The organism is Bacteroides sp. CAG:633 (genome assembly GCF_000435115.1).
GTDB classification, from domain to species: Bacteria; Bacteroidota; Bacteroidia; order Bacteroidales; family Bacteroidaceae; genus Bacteroides; species Bacteroides ndongoniae.
The window spans coordinates 1-23,090 of sequence record NZ_FR883039.1; the positions used below are offsets into that span (position 1 = coordinate 1).

A 23,090-nucleotide genomic window follows, 5' to 3' on the forward strand; every position below is an offset into this window, starting at 1 on the left:
GGAAGAAAGAATAGGAATTCAGAAAAGAAAGATGAAGGGGCAAAAAGTCATATTAAAGATTGCCCCTTCATCAAAAAAGTCTTCTTTATCTTAAAAGACAAAGCTACTACTTGCATGCAACACTCGCCACTTGTTCACAGATACTCTTCATACCGGCCACAGAAGGATGACCAGATTGTTTTTCCACATCATGCAAAAGGATGTTCTGCACATTGTAATGACGGCATATCTCGGCCATTGAAGATGTTACTTCAGCTGACAATTCCGAATTGGTAATGTTATAAATGGTTGCCTCCGGATACAACTTGATCAGCGAATCGAGCAAAAAACAAAAAGCCGGACGGAACTGATACAAATCTTCTTTGCTCCAATCGGAATATTGATATTCTCCAATCGGGGCACCTGCCCAACTATCATTCGTCCCACCAAATATAAAAATCACATCGGGACATCCCAGATTATACATACGGGTGATAAAAGCCCGATCGGAATAGTCGTTCTTATCATAACCGGTACAACAGACGGTAGCTCCCGAAAATGAATTATTACGCTCCAACTGATAGCCGTTTTCCTTTATCAGCCGATACCACCAGGTCTCTTCCACATGCCGTACATCGTTTTGAGCATTCTTACCTCCTACTTCAGCATCGTACCAGCAGATATTAACAGACGGAGAAACATAACCTCCATACGTAGAATAAGAATCACCTAAAATAGAAACTTTCTTTTGTGCAAAAGCATTGGTATACAAGCATAAAGAAAGCAAAAGAACGGATAACAAACAAAAATTTCTTTTCATATTAAATCAAACTAAAATATATAACACTTAATCAAGGAAACTACCCAGTTTAAGCCTGATTACTGAGGTTTCCGGCATACAAAAATAATAAATATAAAGTAAAACAAATGCAGAGCATTATGCCTTATAAGATTTTAAGAAAACAAATATAAAAATCCGTGGATTTTAATAACTTTGCAACCTAATCCTTAAATAATTAACCATATGAAAAAGTATCTTTTACCAATTGTAGCACTTGCTTTTGCCGCTTGTTCTTCGAATGAGCAACAAGCCTCCTACTCCGTGGTTCCCCTCCCGCAAGAGGTTAACCTTACACAAGACTCTCCGTTCAAGCTGACACGTAGCACAATAATAGCCTATCCGGAGAATAACCCGTTACTGAAACGCAATGCAGAATTTTTGGCTGAATACATTGCTCAATCGACCGGTTATACCCTCCAGACTAAAGCCATAAAGGAAGGAGAAAGTGCAACAGGATGTATCACTTTAGGCCTCAACAGCGAAATAACCAATCCCGAAGGATACAAGTTAAGTACTTCGGCAGAAGGTATCCGCATTGAAGGACAGACCGAAAACGGTGTATTCTACGGCATACAGACATTACGCAAATCTATCCCGGCTGTAGCCCAAGGAGCTACCGTCCTATTGCCCGCAGGCGAAATTAACGATGCTCCCCGTTTTGCTTATCGTGGCATGATGCTGGATGTAGGAAGACACTTCTTCCCCGTTGAATTTATCAAAGAGTATATCGACCTGCTGGCTCTGCATAACATGAATACCCTGCACTGGCACCTCACCGAAGACCAGGGCTGGCGAATCGAAATCAAGAAATATCCGAAACTGACCGAAATTGGCTCTACACGAAACCGTACCGTCATCGGACACAATACCGACCAATACGACAACACGCCCTACGAAGGTTTCTACACTCAGGATGAAGCACGCGAAATCGTACGTTACGCGCAAGAACGCTACATCACCATTATCCCCGAAATAGACCTGCCCGGACACATGCTGGCCGCCCTTGCATCCTATCCGGAGTTAGGCTGTACCGGAGGTCCGTATGAAGTCTGTCCCCGCTGGGGCGTATTCGAAGACGTGCTTTGCATCGGAAACGAAAAGACTTTACCCTTCCTGGAAGATGTAATGACAGAAATCATCGATATTTTCCCCTCGAAATATATCCACATCGGTGGTGATGAAGCACCACGTACCCGCTGGGCAAAGTGTCCTAAATGTCAGGCCCTCATCCGTGCCAAAGGTTTGAAAGCCGACAAAGAGCACAGCGCCGAAGACCGTTTACAAAGCTATTGCATGGCACACATCGAGAAATTCCTGAATGAGAAAGGAAGACAGATCATCGGATGGGACGAAATCCTGGAAGGCGACGTAGCCCCCAATGCCACCGTTATGTCGTGGAGAGGCAGTGCAGGAGGTATCAAGGCGGCCCAGATGGGACACGACGTCATCATGACTCCGAACACCCATTGCTACTTCGACTACTTCCAGAGTACAGATAAGGCCAATGAGCCTTACGATGCCATCGGAGGTTATGTATCGGTAGAAAAAGTATACAGTCTAGAGCCTACTGAGGGGCTTAACGATGAACAAAAGAAGCACATTTTGGGAGCACAAGCCAACTTGTGGACCGAATACATACTGTCACCCGAACAAGTAGAATATATGGTACTTCCCCGCATGGCAGCCCTTGCCGAAGTACAATGGACGCAACCCGAGAAAAAAGATTATAAAGACTTCGTAAAACGTCTGCTTTCTCTTGTTCATCTGTACCAAAGAGACGGATTGAACTATGCCAAACATATATTCGACATCCAAGCCGAAATATCGACTCCTCAAGCCGGAAGCTCATCGGAAAGAACTGCACAAGTCACCTTAAGTACCGTCGATAATGCACCTATTTATTACACCCTCGACGGCAGCCAACCCAGTGAGAAGTCGCAGCAATACGACAATACCGGCATCACCATCGACAAGACAACCCAACTGCAAGCCATAGCCATCCGCCCGAACGGCAGCAATAGCAGGGTACTGAAACGCGACTTCTTCTTCAACAAAGCCACTTTCTGCCCTATCCAACTGACTGGTATACAGCCATCGCCGAAGTACACGTATGCTGGAGCACCCATGCTGGTAGACGGACAACGGGGAAGTGACAACTTCGCTTCGGGCGACTGGCTCGGTTTCATCGGTGGCGACATAACAGCAGTGATCGACCTGGGCAAAAGCGGAAACGAAATCAAAAGTGTCGCTACTCATGGATTCGTATCTTTGGGCGACTGGATTATGGGATGCAAAGAAATGCGCATAGCTATCTCCGACGACGGGCAGTCCTATCGCGAAATAGCCACCAAAGCATTTCCCGTAAAAACCGCTCCCGGAACAAGAGGTATCGAAGACTATAGCATCGACTTCGACCCCGTACAGACACGTTATGTACAACTTACCTTGAAAACAGCCGTATTGCCCGAAGGACACAATGGAGCTGGCAAACCAGCCTTCCTCTTCCTCGACGAAATAGAGATAAACTGATACCGACAGATCAGAACTGGAAATAAATGAAGGGCTGGATGTCCGAACTCTTCATCTGAATAACCAGATAAATCAGTGCAATCATCAGTACCGCCTTTCCCAACAGGGGGAGGCGGATTACTGTTTTTGTACAGGCACGTTCCCAACTGTCGGGCAGGAAGTGAAGCATATATCCCAGCCCCATCAGGGCAAACACTTCCCAGTAACCGTCCAGCAATTGCGGCAACAGTTGCGGACGGAACACGGTAAAAATCTGCCGAAGCATATCGACCGACATAGCGAAGTCGGCATTGCGGAAGAAGATCCAGCAGAAACATACGAAGTGGAAAGTTACGACCACCCCGAAGAAACGCCGGATGCCATGACTCTGCTCGCCCTTCTTGCGTCCCGTCAGCGACATCCAGAACTTATGCACTGCCAGTGCCACACCGTGAAGCACACCCCACAACACAAAGTTCCAGGAAGCACCATGCCACAGCCCACCCAGAAACATGGTAATAATCAGGTTGACATACTGGCGCACTTTCCCCTTCCGGTTGCCTCCAAGCGAGATGTACAGATAGTCGCGCAGCCAGCTGGACAGCGAGATGTGCCAACGGCGCCAGAACTCAGTGACAGACGCTGATTTATAGGGCGAATCAAAGTTGATATTGAAATGGAAGCCAAGCAACAAGGCTATTCCTATCGCCATATCGCTATAGCCCGAAAAGTCGCAATAGATCTGCAACGCATAGCCATATACTCCCATCAGGTTCTCTACTCCCGAATAGAGCGTAGGGTTATCGAAAATGCGCTCTACAAAGTTCACGCTGATATAATCGGATATCACGGCCTTCTTAAACAATCCGCTCATTATCAGAAAAATGCCACGCCCGAACATCTCGTCGGAAACAAACAACGGACGGCGGATCTGCGGGATAAAGTCGCGAGCACGCACAATGGGACCCGCCACCAGTTGCGGGAAGAAGGATACATAGAATGCATAATCGAGCAAATTGGTGAGCGGCTTTATCTCGCGCCGATACACATCGATGGTATAGCTCAACGACTGGAAGGTGAAAAACGAAATGCCCACAGGCAGGAAAATGTCCAGCATGGAGAAGCTACCGCCCGTCAGCGACGCCCAGCATTCGAGCAGGAAATTCGTATATTTGAAATAGCACAGCAAGCCCAGGTTGACACAGAGACTGACGACCACCCACAGCTTGCGTTTCCAGCGAGTCACCGTATGCTCCATCAGCAGAGCAAGCAAGAAATCACTCACGGTGACAACGGCCAGCAAAAAGAAATAAGTACCGCTGCTTTTATAATAGAAATAATACGAGAACAACGTGACAAACATCAGCCGGGCCGTCGTACGGCGCTGCAACAGCAGATAGACTACGATAAAGGCAGCAAACAGCCAGAGAAAAATGCCACTGCTGAAAATCATCGGCGAGTGCGGATCGTACAAAAAGACATCGCGCAAACGCATCGGGTCGATATGGAGCCAGGTAAACAAATCATCCATAGAACAACTGAATTTAGAGTTTCGTTAAATCTTATCTTATCCCCATGCAATAATCGTTGTATGCTTTCAGCAGAGCCTGATACAGCATTTCGCCCTGCAAACGATAGCCCTCGGGCAAATAGTGTACATGGTCGGGGCGCATCAGGCCGGCTTCCTGCCAGTTCAGGCAGGCCCGTCTGACACCTCCTGCTATATTATACAGGTCCCAGACAGCCAGACCGTTGTCGTCGGCATAGCGGCGGATGGTCTGCACGGTCCTATCCGTACGGGGATTGATCTTATAGGTACGACGACGCCGGCTTTGGCGGAAACTTTCGTACGAGCCGGGAGGGGTCGTCATCAGCATAGGTACCTCCGGCAAACGTTCGCGCAGCATGCGCACCAGGTCGTCCATCTGTTTGTAGTGGGTCATGGAGTTGTATCGGCGGTTATGGCTCTCGTTGGTACCGAACGACAGTATCAACAAATCAGGATGCAAGTCGGCTATTTTGTCTACACGGTCGGGACGGGTAAAGGTGATACAGAATGCACCGTTAATGCCAACGTCGGTATAACTGATTGTGCCAAAATCGCGTTGCATCGCTTCGCCTACCGTGCGGGGGAAGATATGCCCACGAATATGGCTGTCGCCTACATGGACGATGCGCAACGTGTCGGTAACGACGCCAATGTGGCGCAGCCTCAACTGCTCCCAAAACGGCTTGAGGATGCCCAGACTGTCGGTCAGCACGTTGTCGGCCAACTGCCGGAAAGCAGCCGGATACGTCAGCCGCGGCACAGCAATGGTATCGGTACGCATGGAGCAGACCGGCAACGTATCGGAACCTGCCGTCACCCTGTCCGGCATGGGGCAAAGCGGAACCGCATCCTGTGCCTGCACGGCCTGCGCAGCCATCAGCATCCACACCAGGCAGCACAGCACATGTCGCCATCCTGCCGACACCTTGTCAAGGTTCCATTTCTTCATAAGCACGCCTCCTGTCATACTGTTCCTTTCCATAAACCAGTGCTTCGTAAAGCAGTTGCGCCAGGTGTTTTCCGCCGCGGAAATTGATGTGGGTATAATCGTAATTGGCCATCGCAGGTTTCGCCTCCACCAGCCGTGCCATGCTGCAATCGCCGCCCATGGCCTCGAACAGATTCCAGAATGCCACACCGGCATCGGCTGCCAGATTCTGCTGATAACGCATCAGGTTCTTCACTCCCGGCATGGTTCGCAACTCGCCTTCTTCGGTCTTGTAGTCGCGGTCGCCTACGCCCACAATCAGGATGCCGGCCTGCGGAAAGGCTTCCTTCAGATGCTCCAGTGCGGTATGCATACCGGCAATGTATTTGTCGTAGTTCTTGCCAAGCTCGGTAGCCACATTCAGTCCGTACTGAAGAACGATGAGGTCGTAAGGACGTTCGCGACCGAATTCGCGCAGCGTATGCATCGGTATGGAGCGCAGAGAAAGTCCCGACGTGCCACGCAGCGAGAAATTGTCTACCGCTATGCCAGCGTCACCATCCATCGTTGCTCCATAGAACAGCGTAGAGTCGGCCCGTTCCACTGTCCAGCGGACAGACCCGATACGGCCTTCTACGGTCATTGCCTGCAGAGTGCCGGTAGGCTGGAATGTCTCAGAAACGGGTTCGTTGCGGTTGACACGTGCCGTAATGGTAACGTCGCCCTTGTTATAGAATAGAATGGAGACGCGCCAGCAGGTATCCAGCAGAGAAGCATACTTGTTCTGTCCCTTCAGTTCGACATAGGCACCGGGTCCGGGAATGAAGTAATGACCGGAAACACCCTGCCGGCTCTTGTCGAAAGCCACCGAGTCCATAGCCGAATGGCTTTCCCAACCGCCAAAGGTATGACGCACGGTAGGGCGGAAACCACTGACGTTGGAAGTAATGGGCACAAAACCGACTCCACGGCCACCGTATTTCTGCTGAAGCATCTCGCGCAGATCGGCAGTCAGGATATCGCCTTCGATAAAGGAATCGCCGAAATAGGCTATGCGCACCATCCGGCGCGAACGGGACAACAATTCGTCCAGTGCCCGGTAGAAAGGTGTCATGCCACGCATGGCAGAATCGCTATAGTCTTCGATGCAGGTCATGCCCGTACGGCACGTATCGACAAAGGCTGGCTTCACCTTGGGCGGTGGCGGCAACAGCGTATCCGGTTCTTCGACCGGAGCAGCAGGCGGACGCACATCGCTCAGCAGATCGACCCGCCTCAGCTTATGCCCACCAATCGTCAGCCCGGGCAGCAGGTGCATCAGCAGCAACCCGCCTAATACAAGAAAAATCCAAATGCCCGTATATCGCAAAACACTCTTTTTCATACTTACTTTTTAGAGGAGGGCAAAAGTACGAAAAATGCAGGAAACGTTATCGCTTGTTTCTACGATATTCACGGATAAAGTTTTCCAATTCCTGCGCGCCCCTTTCGGTAGAGATGCCCCGCAGGTAAGTAAACATAATCGATTCGTAAACAGACAGGAAAGAATACTTCTGACAAATGTCCGTATTCATCAACAGGTCCAGCTGTTCGCGCACAAGCAGACCCATGATCTCAAAATTGACATCGTCGCGGAAAATACCCTGCGAAACGCCTTCCTTGAAGAACTGGATAGCCGCTGCCGAGTTACGGTCGTGACGGCGCATCATCATTTCCGACACCCGCGGATATTTCTTTATTTCCTCAAAAAATTTCTTATTGGTGGCATGAAACTGCTCGATGCTGTATTGGAAAAGTTTCAATATCACCTCCAGTACGTTGCTGGCTACGGCAAGTATTTCCTTCAGATACTGTTCTTCTTTTTCCAGTCTGCGCAGCACACACGCCTCCAGCAGCGTCTCCTTATCGGAGAACACCTCGTAGAGGGTACGTTTCGAGATGCCCAGTGAGGCGGCAATCTCGTCCATGGTGATACTCTTGATGCCATGTTTTGTGAATGCCTCGACTGCTGTATCAATGATACGTTCCCTCAGTTCAGTCCGCAAGGCAGAATTCTTCACATTTTCTTCCATATCGCTAATCTCTCTCTGTATAAACTCGTTACTATGGATTTCCTGTTGAATATAAAACGAGACAAAGATAGGAAGAAAACTCAATAAAAAAAATGAGTTTTCTTCCTATCGTAGAAAGATTAATAAATATTATATAATTCAATAATCAAACTTTGTCCGGTTCAGGAAAGCAACGGTCTTGTGAATTTCCTTGTACATCACGATGTCGTCTTTCACAAAAGGCACTTCCTTGCGGTATTCGTGAAGGAAGCGTTCCAACAGGGGCGACGTCTTGAGCGGACGGCGGAAGTCGATACCTTGGGCGGCATTCATCAGCTCGATGCTGAGGATGTGCTCCAGATTGTCCATGATGCGGTAGAGCTTGGTGGCAGCATTGGCGCCCATGCTGACGTGGTCCTCCTGCCCGTTGCTCGACACAATGGAGTCGCTGCTGGCAGCATAGCAGTACATCTTGTTCTGGCTGACCATCGAGGCGGCTGCATACTGCGGTATCATGAAGCCGGAGTTCAACCCCGGATTGGCCACAAGGAACTCGGGCAACCCGCGCAGGCCCATGATGAGCTGAGCAATGCGTCGCTCGGAGATGTTACCCAGCTCGGCCAAAGCGATAGCCAGGAAATCGTACGAGATGGCCAGCGGCTGACCGTGGAAGTTACCGCCGGAGATGATGCAGTCCTCGTCGGGGAAGATGGTGGGGTTGTCCGTCACCGAATTGATTTCGGTCAGCAACACCGACGACACGTAGCGGATGGCGTCCTTGGTGGCACCGTGCACCTGCGGAATGCAACGGAACGAATAAGGGTCTTGCACATGCTGTTTGGGACGGGCGATGAGTTCGCTACCCTCCAACAGGGTACGGAAGGCTGCGCCTGTCTCTATCTGTCCCTGGTGGGGACGTATCTGCTGGATGCAGTCCATGAAGGGGTCGATACGCCCGTCGAAGGCTTCGAGCGACAGGGCGGCAATGAGGTCGGCCTTCTTGCTCAGGCGACGGGCTTTGAGGATGGCGAACACACCGTTGGCACTCATGAACTGGGTGCCGTTGAGCAGTGCCAGTCCTTCCTTGCTCATCAGGTGGACAGGCTCCCAGCCGAATTCGTCGAGCACACTGATGGCTTCGCGCTTCTTACCTTTATAATAGACGTCGCCCACGCCGATAAGGGGCAGGAAGAGGTTGGCCAGTGGGGCCAGGTCGCCCGAAGCGCCCAAGGATCCGCGGTCGTAGACGATGGGCATGACGTCGTTGTTGAAGAAGTCGAGGATGCGTTGCACGGTGATGACCTGCACACCACTGTGCCCCAGCGACAGGGCGTGTGCCTTGAGCAGCATCATCAGCTTGATGATAACGGGCCTTATCTCCTCACCCACGCTGCAGGCATGACTCTTGATGAGGTTCTCCTGCAAGGTGCCCAGTTCGTCGGGCGAGATGTTCTTGTTGCACAGCGAACCGAAACCGGTGGTAATGCCGTACAGGGGCACGTCGGATTCGGCAATCTTCCGGTCCAGATAGTCGCGGCAGCGCTGGATGCGCAGTTTGGCCTCCGGAGCCAGTTCCAGCTTCAGATTTTCGTTGATGATTCGCTCGATCAGTTCGAAGGTAAGGTCGCCCGACCCTACATAATACACGTTGTTCATACTCGCAACTCCCGGTTTATTTCGTCCAACAATGCTTTCTCTTTCAGCAGGGCCTGACGTTCCAGTTCATCGGCCTCATCCTGCAGACTCAAGGCAAACTCCTTGTCTTTCAGCGAACCTAAGTTGATGCGCACGTTCATCAGCGCACCCAGCACGGCACTGCGGGCAGTCATCATGGCCACGCAGGCATCGGTCACGGCGTTACGGTTGCCGTGATGGGCCACTTCCACGATGACACTCATCAGTTCGTAAGCGTTGCGCGCCACCTGCATCGGCACCAGAGCGGCGTGCTTCGTGGCCTCCTGAATGGCGGCACTGCGGGCGCTCTTCTCTTCATCGGTGGCCTTGGGCATCTTGAAGCAGGCAAACACGCGGTCGTAGGCTTCGGAGTCGCGGTCGATGTCGGCCACGAAAATGTCCTTCCGTTCCGCTGCCAACGCGGCGATGTGCCCCATCTGCTCCTGGCAGGCTTCGTAGTTCTTCTTGCCGATGGTCAGGTTGGCCACCATAGCGGCCAGGGACGAGGCGATGGCACCACACAAGGCAGCCACACTGCCGCCGCCGGGCACGGGGTCGTTGCCGGCTACTTTATTCAAAAATTCTTTTACGGTTAAATCGACTAACATGATATTCTGATTTTAAGGTTTTACTTCTGTTTTTTCCGGTGTCCGAGGAGATGAAAAGTGTTACAAATGTAAACTTTCATAACCTCCAGACTATCTTTTTACAAGCAACTGATTATAAGAGTGTTATGTTTAGGCCCTCTCGGTCGTATACAGAGGGGGGCTCAGTCCTATACTTAGGTACCCTCAGTCGTATACTTAGGCCCTCTCGGTCGTATAGTGAGGTGTGCAGTCCACGATGCTGTCAGGAAAAGCGACCTGTCTGCTCCTTCGCTCACGGCCGGGCTCCTCTCTTCAAACAACGGTTCAGGAGGGATAAATCACTCCTTCCTTGATGGTCGCAATCACGCAGTTCATACCTATATAATAAGGTAGGAAATGGTAATTGTCGGTGTTCAGCACCACCAGGTCGCCTTTCTTACCCACTTCGATGCTGCCTATCGAACCGGCACGGTTCAGCGCAGCGGCACCGTTCAGGGTGAGGGCTGTGATGGCCTCCTCGATGCTCATCTGCATATAGATGCAGGCCAAGGCAAACGTCAGCGGGATGGAACCCGAGAAGCAACTGCCGGGGTTCAGGTCGGTGGCCAGGGCTACGGCACAGCCGGCATCTATCATGGCACGGCCGCGAGCGTAGGGCTCCTTCAGTGCAAAAGCAGTCAGGGGAAGCAGCGTAGCTACGACTCCTTTCTCGGCCATGGCACGGATGTCGGCATCGGAAGCATGCAGCAGGTGGTCGGCCGAGGTGGCAGACAGTTCCGCCGCCAGTCCGGCACCGCCCAAGGGCACTATCTCGTCGGCATGCAGCTTCAGGTCGAAGCCCATTCCGCGGGCGGCGAGCAGCAGTCGGCGCGACTGTTCGATGGAGAAGACTCCCTGTTCACAGAAGACGTCGCAGAACTCGGCCAAGCCAGCCTCGGCCACACAAGGCATCACCTCGCGGATGAGGAAGTCGACGTAGTCGTCGGTGCGTCCGGCATACTCCTGCGGCACGGCGTGGGCACCCAGGAAGGTGGGCACGATGTCCACCCGACGGTGTTCGTCACCATTCAGGCTGCGCATGATGCGAAGCTGCATCAGTTCTGTCTCTTTGTCCAGTCCATAGCCGCTCTTACCCTCCACGGTTGTCACGCCCATGGCGTTCATCTGCTTCAGGAAACCTTCGGCCTTGGCGCGCAGGCGTATGAAGTTGGAGGCTCGGGTGGCCTTCACCGTGCTGACAATGCCGCCGCCCCGCTCCATGATGCTCATGTAGCTTTCGCCTTTCAGCCGCCACGAGAACTCATCGGCCCGCTCGCCTCCGAAGACGAAGTGCGTATGCGAATCGACAAAGCCGGGCAGCACGCAGCGGCCGCGGGCGTTGTAGTGCCAGTAGTGCTGATAGTACCCGTCGCGGTTCTCTCCGCGGTTGGGACCCACATAGGTGATGACGCCGTCGGTCACCTCGATGGTGGCGTGGTCCATCACCAGCAACTCGCCCATCTCTGCTCCCTTACGGGCGGCAAATCCCGTCGGGGTCACTACACGGGCATCGAATATAATCAGGTTTTCGCTCATAACTCTTTGTCTTTACTCCATAATGCGTGCTTCCAGCACCTGCTGCATCGAGAAATTCTCCAGTCCCAGATAATAGGAGGCGGTATCAATCAGGGCTTCCATCGGCACCAGTCCGATGATCTCGCTACCCACGATGCTCACGCCGTAACGACGTGCTTCGATACGTACCAACTCGAAGGCGCGGTAGAGGGCAGTGCGGGTATAGTCGGTCATGTTGATGGACACCTGCGTGATGCCGCGGTCCTTCAGCTCTACGCCCATCGCCTTGCAGTAGCGCAGGCCGCCGCCGATGAAACGTATCTTCTTGGCAATGTCGTGGGCAATCTCCAGGCTGGGTGTGGAAAGGTTGATGTTGTAGGCCACCAGCGGCATACGTGCTCCGATGGCCACAGTACCAGCGGTGGGGTGACGCTCGGCCGGACCGTAGTCGGGATGCCATTCGGGCTGGTGTATCTTCTCGGCCATGCCTTCGAACTCGCCTTTACGGATGGCCGCCAGGTTCTCGCGATGGGGAGCCGTGGCCGACTTCTCGTACAGGAAGACGGGCAGCTGGTAGCGACGGGCCACTTCCTCGCCAACTTCGCGCGACAGGGCAATGGCCTCTTCCATCGTCACGCCCTTGATAGGAATAAAAGGCACCACATCGACGGCACCCATACGCGGGTGTTGTCCCTGGTGGTGGTTCAGGTCGATCAGTTCTACTGCCACGCCGATGGCTTCGATGACTGCCTCGCGCAAGGGTTCGGGTTCGCCCACTACGGTCACTACCAGGCGGTTGTGGTCTTCGTCGTTGCTATAGTCAAGCAGTTTCACACCGGCACGTGCACGGAACGGAGCTACAATCTGGTCAATCTTCTGCAAGTCGCGTCCTTCGCTGAAGTTGGGGACGCATTCCATAATTCTGTTCATATACATTAGATATAAGCCTTTCTGTCCTCATCCCCGCCCCTCTCTCAAGGAGAGGGGGGAAAGGAAAGAGAGGGAAAAGGAAAAGTGATTCATATTTCTATCAAAGTAAAAAAGCGTTTATTCTCCCCTCTCCTTGAGAGAGGGGGAAAAGGAAAGAGAGGGAAAGGGAAAAGTGATTCATATTTCTATCAAAATAAAGAAGCACTTACTTCCCCCTCTCCTTGGGAGAGGGGTCAGGGGTGAGGCCGACAAGCCTCTCTATCAGCTCCTCATCCGCCAGATAGGGCATCGTGATGTGATAGCCGTCTTCATGGGTGCGGTTGAAGGTCTCGCTGGTCTCCATGGCGTGCGGATTGCGGGCCCACGAACGGCGGGCTACACCGCCCATCACGTCCCACAGCATGGCCGAGCGCAGAATCTGGTCTACCCGCTCACTGCCGTCGCACACCATGCCGAAACCACCGTTGATGGCTTTGCCGATGCCTACGCCACCACCGTTGTGCAGGGCTACGAGGCTCATGCCGCGGGCACAGTTGCCGGCAAAGCACTGTACGGCCATGTCGGCCATGACGTTACTGCCATCCTTGATGTTGGCTGTCTCACGGAAGGGCGAGTCGGTGCCACTGACGTCGTGGTGGTCGCGCCCCAGCATGATGGGACCTACCTCGCCACGGCGCACCATCTCGTTGAACCGCAGTGCTATCTTCATGCGTCCCTCTGCATCCTGGTAGAGGATGCGGGCCTGGGTGCCCACTACGAGGTTGTTCTTCTCGGCATCGCGAATCCAGTTATAGTTGTCCCTGTCCTGTCCGCGGCGGGTGGGGTCGATACACTCCATGGCGGCGTGGTCGGTCTTGATCAGGTCCTCGTGCTTGCCGCTCAGACATACCCAGCGGAAGGGACCGTAACCGTAATCGAACAGTTCGGGGCCCATGATATCCTCCACGTAACTGGGGAAGATGAAGCCGTTCTTGTCGTCTCCGCCGCGGGCTATCTCGGTGACGCCTGCGTCGAAAACAGCCTTCATGAAGGAGTTGCCGTAGTCGAAGAAATACGTGCCGCGGTCCACCAACGTTCGGACAACCTCGAAGTGTCGCTTCAGCGAAGCGTCTACCAGGCGGCGGAATGCGGCCGGATCTTTATGAAGCAACTCGGTGCGTTCGGCAAAGGTGATGCCTGCGGGGCAGTAGCCGCCGTCGTAAGCGGCATGGCAAGAGGTTTGGTCGGACAGGAGGTCGATGCGGATATTGTGGTCGGCAGCATACTCCAGCAAGTCCACAACATTGCCGTGGTAGGCGATGGAAACGGCTTGTTTCTGCTGCATGGCCTCATCGGCCAAGGCAAATGCTTCGGGGAGAGAGGAAGTGACGTGCCCTACCCAACCCTGTCGGTGGCGCGTCTCAATGCGCGAAGCGTCCACCTCGGCTATAATGGCTGCTGCTCCGGCCATTTCGGCGGCCTTAGGCTGTGCGCCACTCATACCGCCCAGTCCCGAAGAGACGAAGAGGCGGCCTGCCAGATTGCCGTCCTGCGGGATGCCCAGTTTCAGGCGTCCGGCATTGAGCAGGGTGTTGAACGTGCCGTGTACGATGCCCTGCGGACCGATGTACATCCAGCCGCCGGCCGTCATCTGACCGTAGTTGGCCACACCCATCTGCATGGCGGTATGCCAGTCTTGCTGGTTGTCGTACAGCCCTACCATCAGGGCGTTGGTAATAATGACGCGGGGCGCTTCGGGTTTCGATTTGAACAGCCCCAGCGGATGTCCGCTCTCGATGACGAGCGTCTGATCCTGCGTCAGCACCTCCAGATATTGCTTGATGAGCCGGTACTGCATCCAGTTCTGACACACCTGGCCCGTCTCACCGTAGGTAACCAGTTCGTAAGGATAGAGGGCGATGTCAAAGCAAAGGTTGTTGTCGATCATCACCTGAAAGGCTTTCCCTTCGATGCAGTTCCCCTTGTATTCGTCAATCGGCTTGGCCTTCAGGTCACCTTGGGGGCGATAGCGATAGCCATAGATGCGTCCGCGGGTACGGAGCTCTTCCAAAAACTCGGGAGCCAGGGTCTCATGCAGTTCTTTAGGGATATAGCGCAGCGCATTCTTCAATGCCGTGGCCGTCTGCGCGGGAGTAAGTGTATAGCCACGGTCCGGCGCCCGCCGGATGCCCTCCACAAAACTGGGATAGGGAGGCAATGTCTTGCTCAGGGTTATTTCCATGATATGATAGGTTAAGGATTTACAAAGTGTCAGTCCATTACAACTGATTCGTGTTGCAATATAGCAATTAATCCGGAAATACCCAATGAAAGATGGTGAATATTTACCAAAAGGAAAGGAGAGAAGTCAAAAGCAGATAAAAACCAACCTGCAAGTATGATTCAGGCACGGATACACGACAGAACGGAGAGCTACACTCCGCACTTGTTCGTGCTATCCGTGCCTGAACACATTATCGGTACAATTACTTCCGCGTACACTCCGACTCGTCCATGTACAAATAGGACTTGCGGTAACCACCCAGATCGACGACAATCTTCTCCAACACCACGGCGGGGTGAAGTGGCTTGAAGTCGAGCGTATAGGTGCCGTCGGACGAGGCGGGAAGGGTGAGCGTCACTTCCTTCTCAATCACGCGGCGGGCCACGGTGGGGTAGAAGACGGAGTAAACGTTCTCGGGCAGTTCGTTCAGGTTGTGGTTGAAGTTGACGGTTTCTTCGTTGCCACCGCGGAAGCCGACGGTGTATTTGTGGCCCTCAACGTCCTGGAAGGCCAGGGTGGACTTCACGACCACAATGACCTTTACCTGCTTCAGGTCGCGGGCCTCTTCGGGCAACTTCATCTTATAAGACAGGGACGAACCGGCCACGGGCACGGTATAGGGTATCAGCGTGACGCCGCCCAGCGTGCGGCCCATGTCGGGAATCACTTTCCACGACGTGCCTTCGGCGGCCCGGCACTCGAAGAAGTGGGGAGCCTCCATGGCTACATAACCGTCGGCACCCGTAAAGACGTAGCCACCCACGGCCTTCTCGGGCTCGGCGATGCGGAATACTTTGGGCAGACGGTCGGCAGGGAAGTTGTCGTTCCACGAGCGGTAGCCGATGTGTTTCTGTATCATCATGTTCTTCCACTTGCCGCCAGACATCACGTTGTTGTAGTCGTCGGTCAGAGCCTTGTCGCGTGCAAAGGTCTGCTCCACCTTGTCGCCCCAGGCATTCGCCTCGGGATTGCCTTCGGCATAGAGCTTGTGGTTCATGGCCTGGGCGTAGTACATTTCGTAGAGGTTGGACATGGCCTGCACGGGGAAAAGTATCAGTTGCTTGTAAGCGTCGCGATAGGCAGGAGCCAGCGTGAGATACTGGCGCAGGGCTTCGGCCTCAAGGCGGGCATAATCGTCGGCCACCTGCTTCCATTCGCCCGTAGCGAGGTTGTAGGTACGGGCGTCGAGCATCTCGGGGGTCACGCGACCGTTGTACTTGCTGTAGAGGTTGAGGATGCGGGCAGCTTCGTCGGCCTGCTCCTCGCCTAAGGCCTGGGCACAGAAACGGCGGGGATGCTGCATGAAGTTCTCGGCGGTATAGGCCAGCGGATTCCAGGCCATATCAAGGAAGAGGGTGATGGGATATTCCATCGGTTTGAGGTCGCCCACGTTGAGTACCCAAAGCTTATCCACACCGTACTCATAAGTCAGGTGGAGCTGTTCCCACATGCCTTGGATGGGGGTCACGTTCAGCCATTTCGTATTACGGGGAGCGCCTACGTAGTCTACGTGGTAGTACATGCCAAAGCCGCCGGGATGCTTGCGTTCTTCGGCATTAGGCAGACGGCGTACGTTGCCCCAGTTGTCGTCGCAAAGCAGCATGATGACGTCGTCGGGCACGCGCATACCCTTGTCGTAATAGTCGAGCACTTCCTTGTAGAGCGCCCATACCTGCGGTGTCTCCTTGGCGGGTCGGCCGGTGACTTCCTTGATGATGCGGCGTTGGTTGTCGACAATGTCTTCGAGCAGTTTCACGTTGGTGTCCTCGCTCATGGCTTCGTCGCCGTCGCCACGCATACCGATGGTCACCACGTCTTCGGTGCCTTTCATGCGTTCGATGCCCTCGCGGAAGAACTGGTCGATGACTTCTTTATTGGTCGAATAGTTCCAGGCACCGTACTCCTTGCGCTTGCGTGCCCACTCCTGATGGTTGCGTGCCATCGGTTCGTGGTGCGAGGTGCCGATGATGACGCCCATCTCGTCGGCCAGACGTCCGTTCTCGGGGTCGTCGGCATAGAAAGCCCAGCTCCACATGGCAGGCCACAGGAAGTTGCCGCGCAGACGGAGAATGAGTTCGAACACCTTTCCGTAGAATTCGTGTCCGCCGTAATTGGTGCCGAAGGCGTGCTTCACCCATCCGGTCAGGCAGGGTGCCTCGTCGTTCAGGAAGATGCCGCGATAGTTCACCGCAGGCTCACCGTCGGTATAGACGCCGGGACGGACGCAGACAGCCTCGCGGGTCGGTACGGGCACGTCGGCCCACCAGTACCAGGGCGATACACCCATCTGGCGGGACAATTCATAAATGCCGTAGATAGTGCCGCGCTTGTCGCTGCCGGCAATGAGCAGCACGTCGCCTTCGATGCCCTCAAGGGGTGAGTGGAGGGTGGTGATGATGTATTTCTCGCGGACGCCTTCCAGCTGCTTCTTGTCTAACTTCTTGGCTTTTATCAGTTGCTTGATGAGGGGACTTTGGTCGGCCGAGCCGATGATGATCTTCACGCCGGCAGCAGCGGCGGTAACTTTATCGGGCTTCACCCCAACGACTTTTTCGAAGTCGGTCTGCAGGTTTTCCACGGCCATCAGTACGCCCTTGTGGTCGTCGTCGCTGCACCAGATGACGGGCGTCGCACTGCCGGCGGCGTAAAGGGTAAGGCCGTCTTCGGACGGAGCAAAGGTGACAAACCGGTCGGCGGCCTGCACGGACCATACCGACATCCATAAGATAAGGAATAAGGTAGAAATGTATTTCATGGCATTTTTTAGTTAATCTGGTTACAAAAATAACATCTTTCGGGCAAACAGACCTTACGGATACGTTACATATACTTATATATACGTTACATCACAGCTGTTATTGGGCTACAGAAAGGCTCTCTATAGCAGAACAACTCCGTGTGACAACCGGCACAACTGCCGGCGCGGACGGGAAAGAGAACAGGCAACAACACCGCTGCGCCCCGGCTGCACAGCTGCTGCACACAGGCTGCAGAGTTGCTGCAAGCAGGTTGCAGAACTACTGCAAACAGGTTGCAGAGCCGCTGCAAACAGCTTTGCAGTAACGCTGCAAACAAGCTTGCAGTAACACTGCACACAGGCTTGCAGTCGGACTGCAACCTGCATGCAGCGGCGTTGTGTCCTGCCGGGCAGGATACAACGCGCCGTATGGTCAAGGGGAATTACCAGACTAAGGCTTGCTCGTAGCCGTCGAAACGGGGTGCCGCGGCCAGTCCCATGTCGCGGAAGACAACTGCTATCCGGCGTTGTTCTTCGGGAGTGATGAGCCGCTTGCCACTGCGGCTGAGGTAGAAATAGCGTTCGCACGAGAAACAACCCACTACGCGGGCACGCACTTCGGTGGCCTGCTTCACGGGGACTTCGTCGAACAGGTGCATCATTCCCCGGGCAAAGCGTACCGGTGTGTCGGGACGGTAGAGGGGACAGGCGGAAAGGTCGGGCAGCCGATCGACGTAGCAGGCGTTGACCGTATGCAGGGTCTGGGGTTGCGGGTCTTCGCTCTGTTCGAGCAGACGGGCGGCTATGGCGCGCAGACAAGTGGCGCACTTGGGGCATTTGTCCCGGCCTGCAAAACAATAGGCGTAGGCACGGGGCACATCTTGTAGCTGTATCATAAGGATTCTTTTTTGGTTTGTATCATCTTCAGGTACCGACCGATTACTTCGGCCGACTCGCTGGTTTCGCCCTCGAAGCGGGCTCGCAGTTCGGGAAAGTCGGACAGCAATTGCAGCATCTTCTCCTTGCCGACAAATTCGGAACGGCCCGTCTCGGGGTCGAGCTCGTAATATACACGGTCGTGCACAAGTCCCGAAGCGGCAATGGCGTCGCCTACCTCGCCTCCCAACTTGGCGGCATTGGCGGGCATCAGCGTACTGGTGGCCGCCTGTCCTACGGGTTGTGCGGAGAAATAAATCTTCCCTCCCACCCACATGGCGGGCGCATACCACTGGCCGAAACGGTAGCGCTTGTAGCGCATCTTGCGGCAATTGACGTAAAGTGCCGTGTCCACGCGCACGGCATAGCAGCGCTTGCGCAGGTAACGGCTCATGCCCGAGTTCTCGGGAGCCGTAATGCGGTAGTCGGCACCGCCCATCAGATATATCTGATTCTTCGAGCGCCGCTCCACTTGCAGGGTTGTCACCGTGTCGCCCTGCTCCTCACGCAGTTCTTTCAGGTTGGCATACATGATTTGCTGCGCCGTGCAGGGCAAAACGCCCCCCAAGATGCTCAGCAACAAAGTCCATAATACGACCCTTTTCTTCATATCGGCTGTCTTTATTTAACGATTTTTCCGTGTTAAAGGTAGTCTATTTTGGAAAAACCTGCAAGAATGAGACAAAAAGATTGTATCAGCCATTCCCAGAAGACTCCTGCAATCACTCTCCCCGCTGCAGTTTCAACAAAGTCTCGGCATAATTGCGTCCCAACTTCCGGTATCCTTCGGGCGAGAAGTGGAACACATCGGCAGGCTCTACGGCACTGCCTACCCCCGTACAGCCTTCCGAAGAAACCACATGGGCAGTAGGTATCACATCGGGCACAGTGGCTATGATGCTGTTCATCCCCCAGCAAAGCCCGCCTTCCTCCTGACGCAGCATCTCGCCAATCAGTATGGGCACCTCGGCAGCCTCCAGCCCTAAGTCGGCCAACAGGTCACCATATATCTTCTTCACCTTGCCCGGCCAGTCCTGCTGCATGTTGTTCGATTCGCCCTGATGCAGCAAGATGCCTTTAATGACACCTTCCTGCTGTGCCAGCCGCGCCATCTCGACCAACTTGCCGTAAGGCCAGCCACCGTAGGCATTCATCAGCCCCTGCTGCCAGGCATCAGCATTCTGATAGTAGTCGGTATAATGGTCCTTGTCGAAAGCGTCGATACCTGCTCCGCCCAAAGCCACCACAATCACTCCAACCCTGATGTCCGGATTGTCTGCCACCAGCGTGCGGCCGAAATAATCGGCAGGCGTCAAGCCAGTTTCGGCACGGCACAACGGCGGCACAGCCGTATACCACTGCCCCGGCACGCGGTTCCAGTTGCCCGCAACGACAGCCATCATGCGGAAACGCTCGTCCACTCCTTCCAGATCCTGCGGCTCGATAGCCGTATAATCGGGACGGGCGTACCCCTCCATATTCGATTGTCCGAAACACAAATAAATGTGGAAGTTGGGATCGGCACCAGTCTCCGGTTCATTGGTCTCTTCAGAATCTCCGGGTCCGTCGGGAACAACCGGCGGTGTATTTCCGTCCAACTCGGGTTCATTACTACAACCAGGCAAGGCCCACGCCAGCATTGCCGCCAAAAAATAAAAAGCAAGTCTTTTCATACTATTAATGTTACGTTCTAAGGTATATGCTTCTACTCTCTCCTCTGCCCCAACTGACAACGGCCCATTGAAGCAAACGCACAAAAATAGCCCCATGCCCTCAGGCAGACAAAGAAACATGTTACAAATACTTTCGATGAGGTAACATCCGGCTTAAAATATATTAAAAAGCTCCATTCCTTTTGGGGGAACAGCTTGTAAGTCGGGGGGATGGCCGCTTAAAAACAACCTTTTGCTTTGTAGCCCCCTCACCTTTCCATATCTTTGCCCTCACAAAAAAACATAGCAAACCCATGGACAACATTCAACAGATAGCTGCCCGCTACCGCAGTCAGGTAGAAGAGGCGCAACAGGAACTCAACCGTGTGCAACAACGCATTTACCGCATCGGGACGCTACGCGTCGTACTGTTCGTGGCCTGCGTGGCCGGACTGATTTACTTTTGGGACGAGAGCTGGAGCGTGCTTTGCGCCATTGCAGTTGTCACCATGCTCCCTTTCCTGCTCCTGATCAAGCGACACAATCGCCTGTTTGCCCGCAAAGACTACCTGGAAAAGAAAGTGGAAGTGAACCAGCAGGAACTGGCCGCGCTGGACTATGACACCTCGGCCTTCGACGGCGGCAATGAATACACTGATCCCACCCACCTGTATACGTTCGACCTCGATGTCTTCGGGCAGCGTTCGCTGTTTCAGTACATCAACCGCACCTGCACGCAACCCGGCAAAGTCCGGCTCGCCTCCTGGCTGAACAAGCATCTGGAGAACCGCGAAGAAATTGTCCGTCGTCAGGAGGCCGTACGCGAACTGGCTGCCGAACCCGTGTTCAGACAACGCTTCCGCATACTGGGTCTGCTCTACAAAGGAAAGAAAGCCGACGAAAACGAACTGCGTGCCTGGGCCGAAAGCCCCAGCATCTTCCGGAAAAGACGAGTGCTGCGCCTGCTGCCCGCACTGGTAACGGGTGTCAATGCCTTGTGCCTGCTGGCCGTAGTCTTCGGACTGCTGTCGGGCACCGTGTGGGGAGTCGTCTGGATGGCATTCGTCGTAGGTAGTTTCGCCTTTACGGGAAAAGTCACCAAGATACAGTCAGTCTACGGCAAGAAGCTCCAGATACTCGGCACCTATGCCAACCTGCTGAAGCTGATGGACAAGCAAGACGTACAAGCCCCGTTGCTGAAGAGTATCAAAGAGGAAATTGGTGGCGAACAGCGGAAAGCCTCACAGTCCATCCGACAGCTCAGCAAACTGATGAACGAGCTGGACCAGCGAAACAACATGTTCATGTACGCCGTGCTCAATGGTTGCTTCTTCTGGGAACTGCGACAAATCATGCGCATCGAAGCCTGGAAAGAACAGCATGCCGCCGAACTGCCCCGCTGGCTCAACGCTATCGGAGAGATGGATGCCCTCTGCTCGCTGGGTACCTTCGCCTACAACCACCCGGGCTACGTCTACCCCGCCTTCACCGACAAGCCTTTCTGCTTCCGCGGCACCGCACTGGGTCATCCGCTGATGCACCGCGACCGCTGCGTGCGCAACGACATCGACATCGCCAAGCGACCTTTCTTCATCATCATCACCGGAGCCAACATGGCGGGTAAGAGTACTTACCTGCGCACCATCGGAATTAACTACCTGCTGGCCTGCATCGGTGCTCCGGTCTTTGCCCGCGAACTGCAACTCTACCCTGCCCGCCTCGTCACCAGCCTGCGCACCAGCGACTCGCTCAACGACAACGAATCCTATTTCTTCGCCGAACTGAAACGTCTGAAACTCATCATCGACAAACTGCAGGCAGGCGAAGAGCTCTTCATCATCCTCGACGAAATACTGAAAGGTACCAACTCGATGGACAAGCAGAAAGGTTCGCTCGCCCTCATCCGCCAGTTCATGACGTTACAAGCCAACGGCATCATCGCCACACACGACCTGCTGCTGGGTACGCTGGCCGATGCCTACCCCGACGACATCCGCAACTTCTGCTTCGAAGCCGACATCAAGGACAATGAACTGTCCTTCTCGTACCGGCTCCGTCCCGGCGTAGCACAGAACATGAATGCCTGCTTCCTGATGAAGAAGATGGGAATAGCCATGACGGAATAGGCACAAGCGACAGGAATATAAAAAAAGGGATCGGCCGGATAACAGCCAATCCCCTACAAAGCTTAAAGTCAAGTCTAAACCTGTCGCAGGTATCTTATTTACATTTTAGATATAAAAGTTGAAAGTGCAGCTGCCTCCGTTCCGGTGAAATACTTCACTTTGGTTACAGGAGTATACGTATACGGAACAAACTGGAACAGCTGAACAGCCACAAACTTACTGTCTTTGGTAATCATCACGTCCATACGCACATTACCGCTGGCACCGCTCTTCACGCCTGCCACCTCGGCCGATAAGTTGTCGAGCATATCTGTCAGACGATTCAGATATTTCAGATCGAAAAACAGGCTACGTTCGGTAGCCACACTGCCGGTAGGCAGATAAATCAACTGTTTCGACTTCCAGAAGATACGGAAAATTCCTCCCAATATCAGCACCGTACCACATACCATAAGGGCCATACTAGCCGTAGAAGTATTGTCAGTCATGCCAAAAACAGCAACAAACAAAAAGATTCCCAAGAGTACCATTACCCCCGAATAGAGCAAAGAAGCAACACTGGTACGCTTTACAATGTCAGGATGAGTTAATGTGAAAATAGTTGTGTTAGAAGTTTGAGTCGCCATAATATTTGTCATCAGAAGTTACGAAAAGAGTGTAATTTATTGGAAATGAGCATTGGGTAATCGCTCATAATAGTAATAGGTTACGAATTAGTTAGTTATCTACTGCATTATTCTTCTGTGCGTTGCGTAACCTTCAAAGAACTCTTCGT

General features: G+C 53.6%; 17 protein-coding genes. 2 read left to right on the plus strand and 15 right to left on the minus strand.

From position 1 onward, the window contains the following. Nucleotides 1–106 precede the first annotated feature (106 nt). Entirely contained in the window at nt 107–799 is a 693-nt protein-coding gene (locus tag QVP67_RS05435) for an SGNH/GDSL hydrolase family protein (RefSeq protein WP_288179933.1), read from the minus strand. 204 nt (nt 800–1,003) lie between these two features. Between QVP67_RS05435 and QVP67_RS05440 the strand changes: the two genes are divergently transcribed. After that, entirely contained in the window at nt 1,004–3,349 is a 2,346-nt protein-coding gene (locus tag QVP67_RS05440) for a glycoside hydrolase family 20 protein (RefSeq protein WP_022162551.1), read from the plus strand. 10 nt (nt 3,350–3,359) lie between these two features. On the opposite strand, the gene QVP67_RS05445 is transcribed toward QVP67_RS05440, so the two are convergent. The 13 genes from QVP67_RS05445 to QVP67_RS05505 all read right to left on the minus strand — a co-directional run bounded on the left by QVP67_RS05445 (nt 3,360) and on the right by QVP67_RS05505 (nt 20,210). After that, nucleotides 3,360–4,859, minus strand: a complete 1,500-nt coding sequence (locus tag QVP67_RS05445) for an MBOAT family O-acyltransferase (RefSeq protein ID WP_022162552.1) — start codon at nt 4,857–4,859, stop codon at nt 3,360–3,362. A 31-nt stretch (nt 4,860–4,890) separates the two neighbouring features. Continuing rightward, nucleotides 4,891–5,859: an SGNH/GDSL hydrolase family protein gene (locus QVP67_RS05450; protein WP_288179934.1), complete on the minus strand. Its 969-nt coding sequence runs from the start codon at nt 5,857–5,859 to the stop codon at nt 4,891–4,893. Continuing rightward, nucleotides 5,807–7,189, minus strand: a complete 1,383-nt coding sequence (locus tag QVP67_RS05455) for an SGNH/GDSL hydrolase family protein (RefSeq protein WP_022162554.1) — start codon at nt 7,187–7,189, stop codon at nt 5,807–5,809. Before QVP67_RS05455 ends, QVP67_RS05450 begins: the two co-directional genes overlap by 53 nt. 46 nt (nt 7,190–7,235) lie before the next feature. Continuing rightward, a complete protein-coding gene (locus QVP67_RS05460) occupies nt 7,236–7,877 on the minus strand; it encodes a TetR/AcrR family transcriptional regulator (RefSeq protein ID WP_288179935.1) in 642 nt (213 codons plus the stop codon). 138 nt (nt 7,878–8,015) lie between these two features. Next, entirely contained in the window at nt 8,016–9,512 is a 1,497-nt protein-coding gene (hutH, locus tag QVP67_RS05465) for a histidine ammonia-lyase (protein WP_022162556.1), read from the minus strand. After that, nucleotides 9,509–10,138 carry a cyclodeaminase/cyclohydrolase family protein gene (locus QVP67_RS05470; RefSeq protein WP_022162557.1) on the minus strand — a complete coding sequence of 210 codons (630 nt, stop codon included), beginning with the start codon at nt 10,136–10,138 and terminating at the stop codon, nt 9,509–9,511. Before QVP67_RS05470 ends, hutH begins: the two co-directional genes overlap by 4 nt. Nucleotides 10,139–10,441: 303 nt before the next feature. Next, entirely contained in the window at nt 10,442–11,692 is a 1,251-nt protein-coding gene (gene hutI / locus QVP67_RS05475; RefSeq protein ID WP_022162558.1) for an imidazolonepropionase, read from the minus strand. 12 nt (nt 11,693–11,704) lie between these two features. Beyond that, nucleotides 11,705–12,601 (minus strand): glutamate formimidoyltransferase, encoded by an 897-nt coding sequence (gene ftcD / locus QVP67_RS05480; RefSeq protein ID WP_022162559.1) that lies wholly within the window; start codon nt 12,599–12,601, stop codon nt 11,705–11,707. 205 nt (nt 12,602–12,806) lie between these two features. Then, entirely contained in the window at nt 12,807–14,822 is a 2,016-nt protein-coding gene (locus QVP67_RS05485; RefSeq protein WP_022162560.1) for a urocanate hydratase, read from the minus strand. 244 nt (nt 14,823–15,066) lie between these two features. Further along, nucleotides 15,067–17,619 (minus strand): glycosyl hydrolase 115 family protein, encoded by a 2,553-nt coding sequence (locus QVP67_RS05490; protein WP_022162561.1) that lies wholly within the window; start codon nt 17,617–17,619, stop codon nt 15,067–15,069. Nucleotides 17,620–18,044: 425 nt separating this feature from the next. Continuing rightward, nucleotides 18,045–18,497: a DUF6078 family protein gene (locus QVP67_RS05495; RefSeq protein ID WP_022162562.1), complete on the minus strand. Its 453-nt coding sequence runs from the start codon at nt 18,495–18,497 to the stop codon at nt 18,045–18,047. Further along, complete coding sequence (locus QVP67_RS05500) at nt 18,494–19,147, minus strand: DUF6563 family protein (protein WP_022162563.1); 654 nt, start codon at nt 19,145–19,147, stop codon at nt 18,494–18,496. Before QVP67_RS05500 ends, QVP67_RS05495 begins: the two co-directional genes overlap by 4 nt. A gap of 112 nt (nt 19,148–19,259) precedes the next feature. Next, complete coding sequence (locus tag QVP67_RS05505; RefSeq protein ID WP_022162564.1) at nt 19,260–20,210, minus strand: sialate O-acetylesterase; 951 nt, start codon at nt 20,208–20,210, stop codon at nt 19,260–19,262. A gap of 293 nt (nt 20,211–20,503) precedes the next feature. Here QVP67_RS05505 and QVP67_RS05510 point away from each other — a divergent pair, with 293 nt between their 5' ends. Next, nucleotides 20,504–22,315: a MutS family DNA mismatch repair protein gene (locus QVP67_RS05510; protein WP_288179936.1), complete on the plus strand. Its 1,812-nt coding sequence runs from the start codon at nt 20,504–20,506 to the stop codon at nt 22,313–22,315. Nucleotides 22,316–22,413: 98 nt separating this feature from the next. Here QVP67_RS05510 and QVP67_RS05515 read toward each other — a convergent pair whose 3' ends face one another. Further along, nucleotides 22,414–22,941 carry a hypothetical protein gene (locus tag QVP67_RS05515; protein WP_277121107.1) on the minus strand — a complete coding sequence of 176 codons (528 nt, stop codon included), beginning with the start codon at nt 22,939–22,941 and terminating at the stop codon, nt 22,414–22,416. Nucleotides 22,942–23,090: the final 149 nt, after the last annotated feature.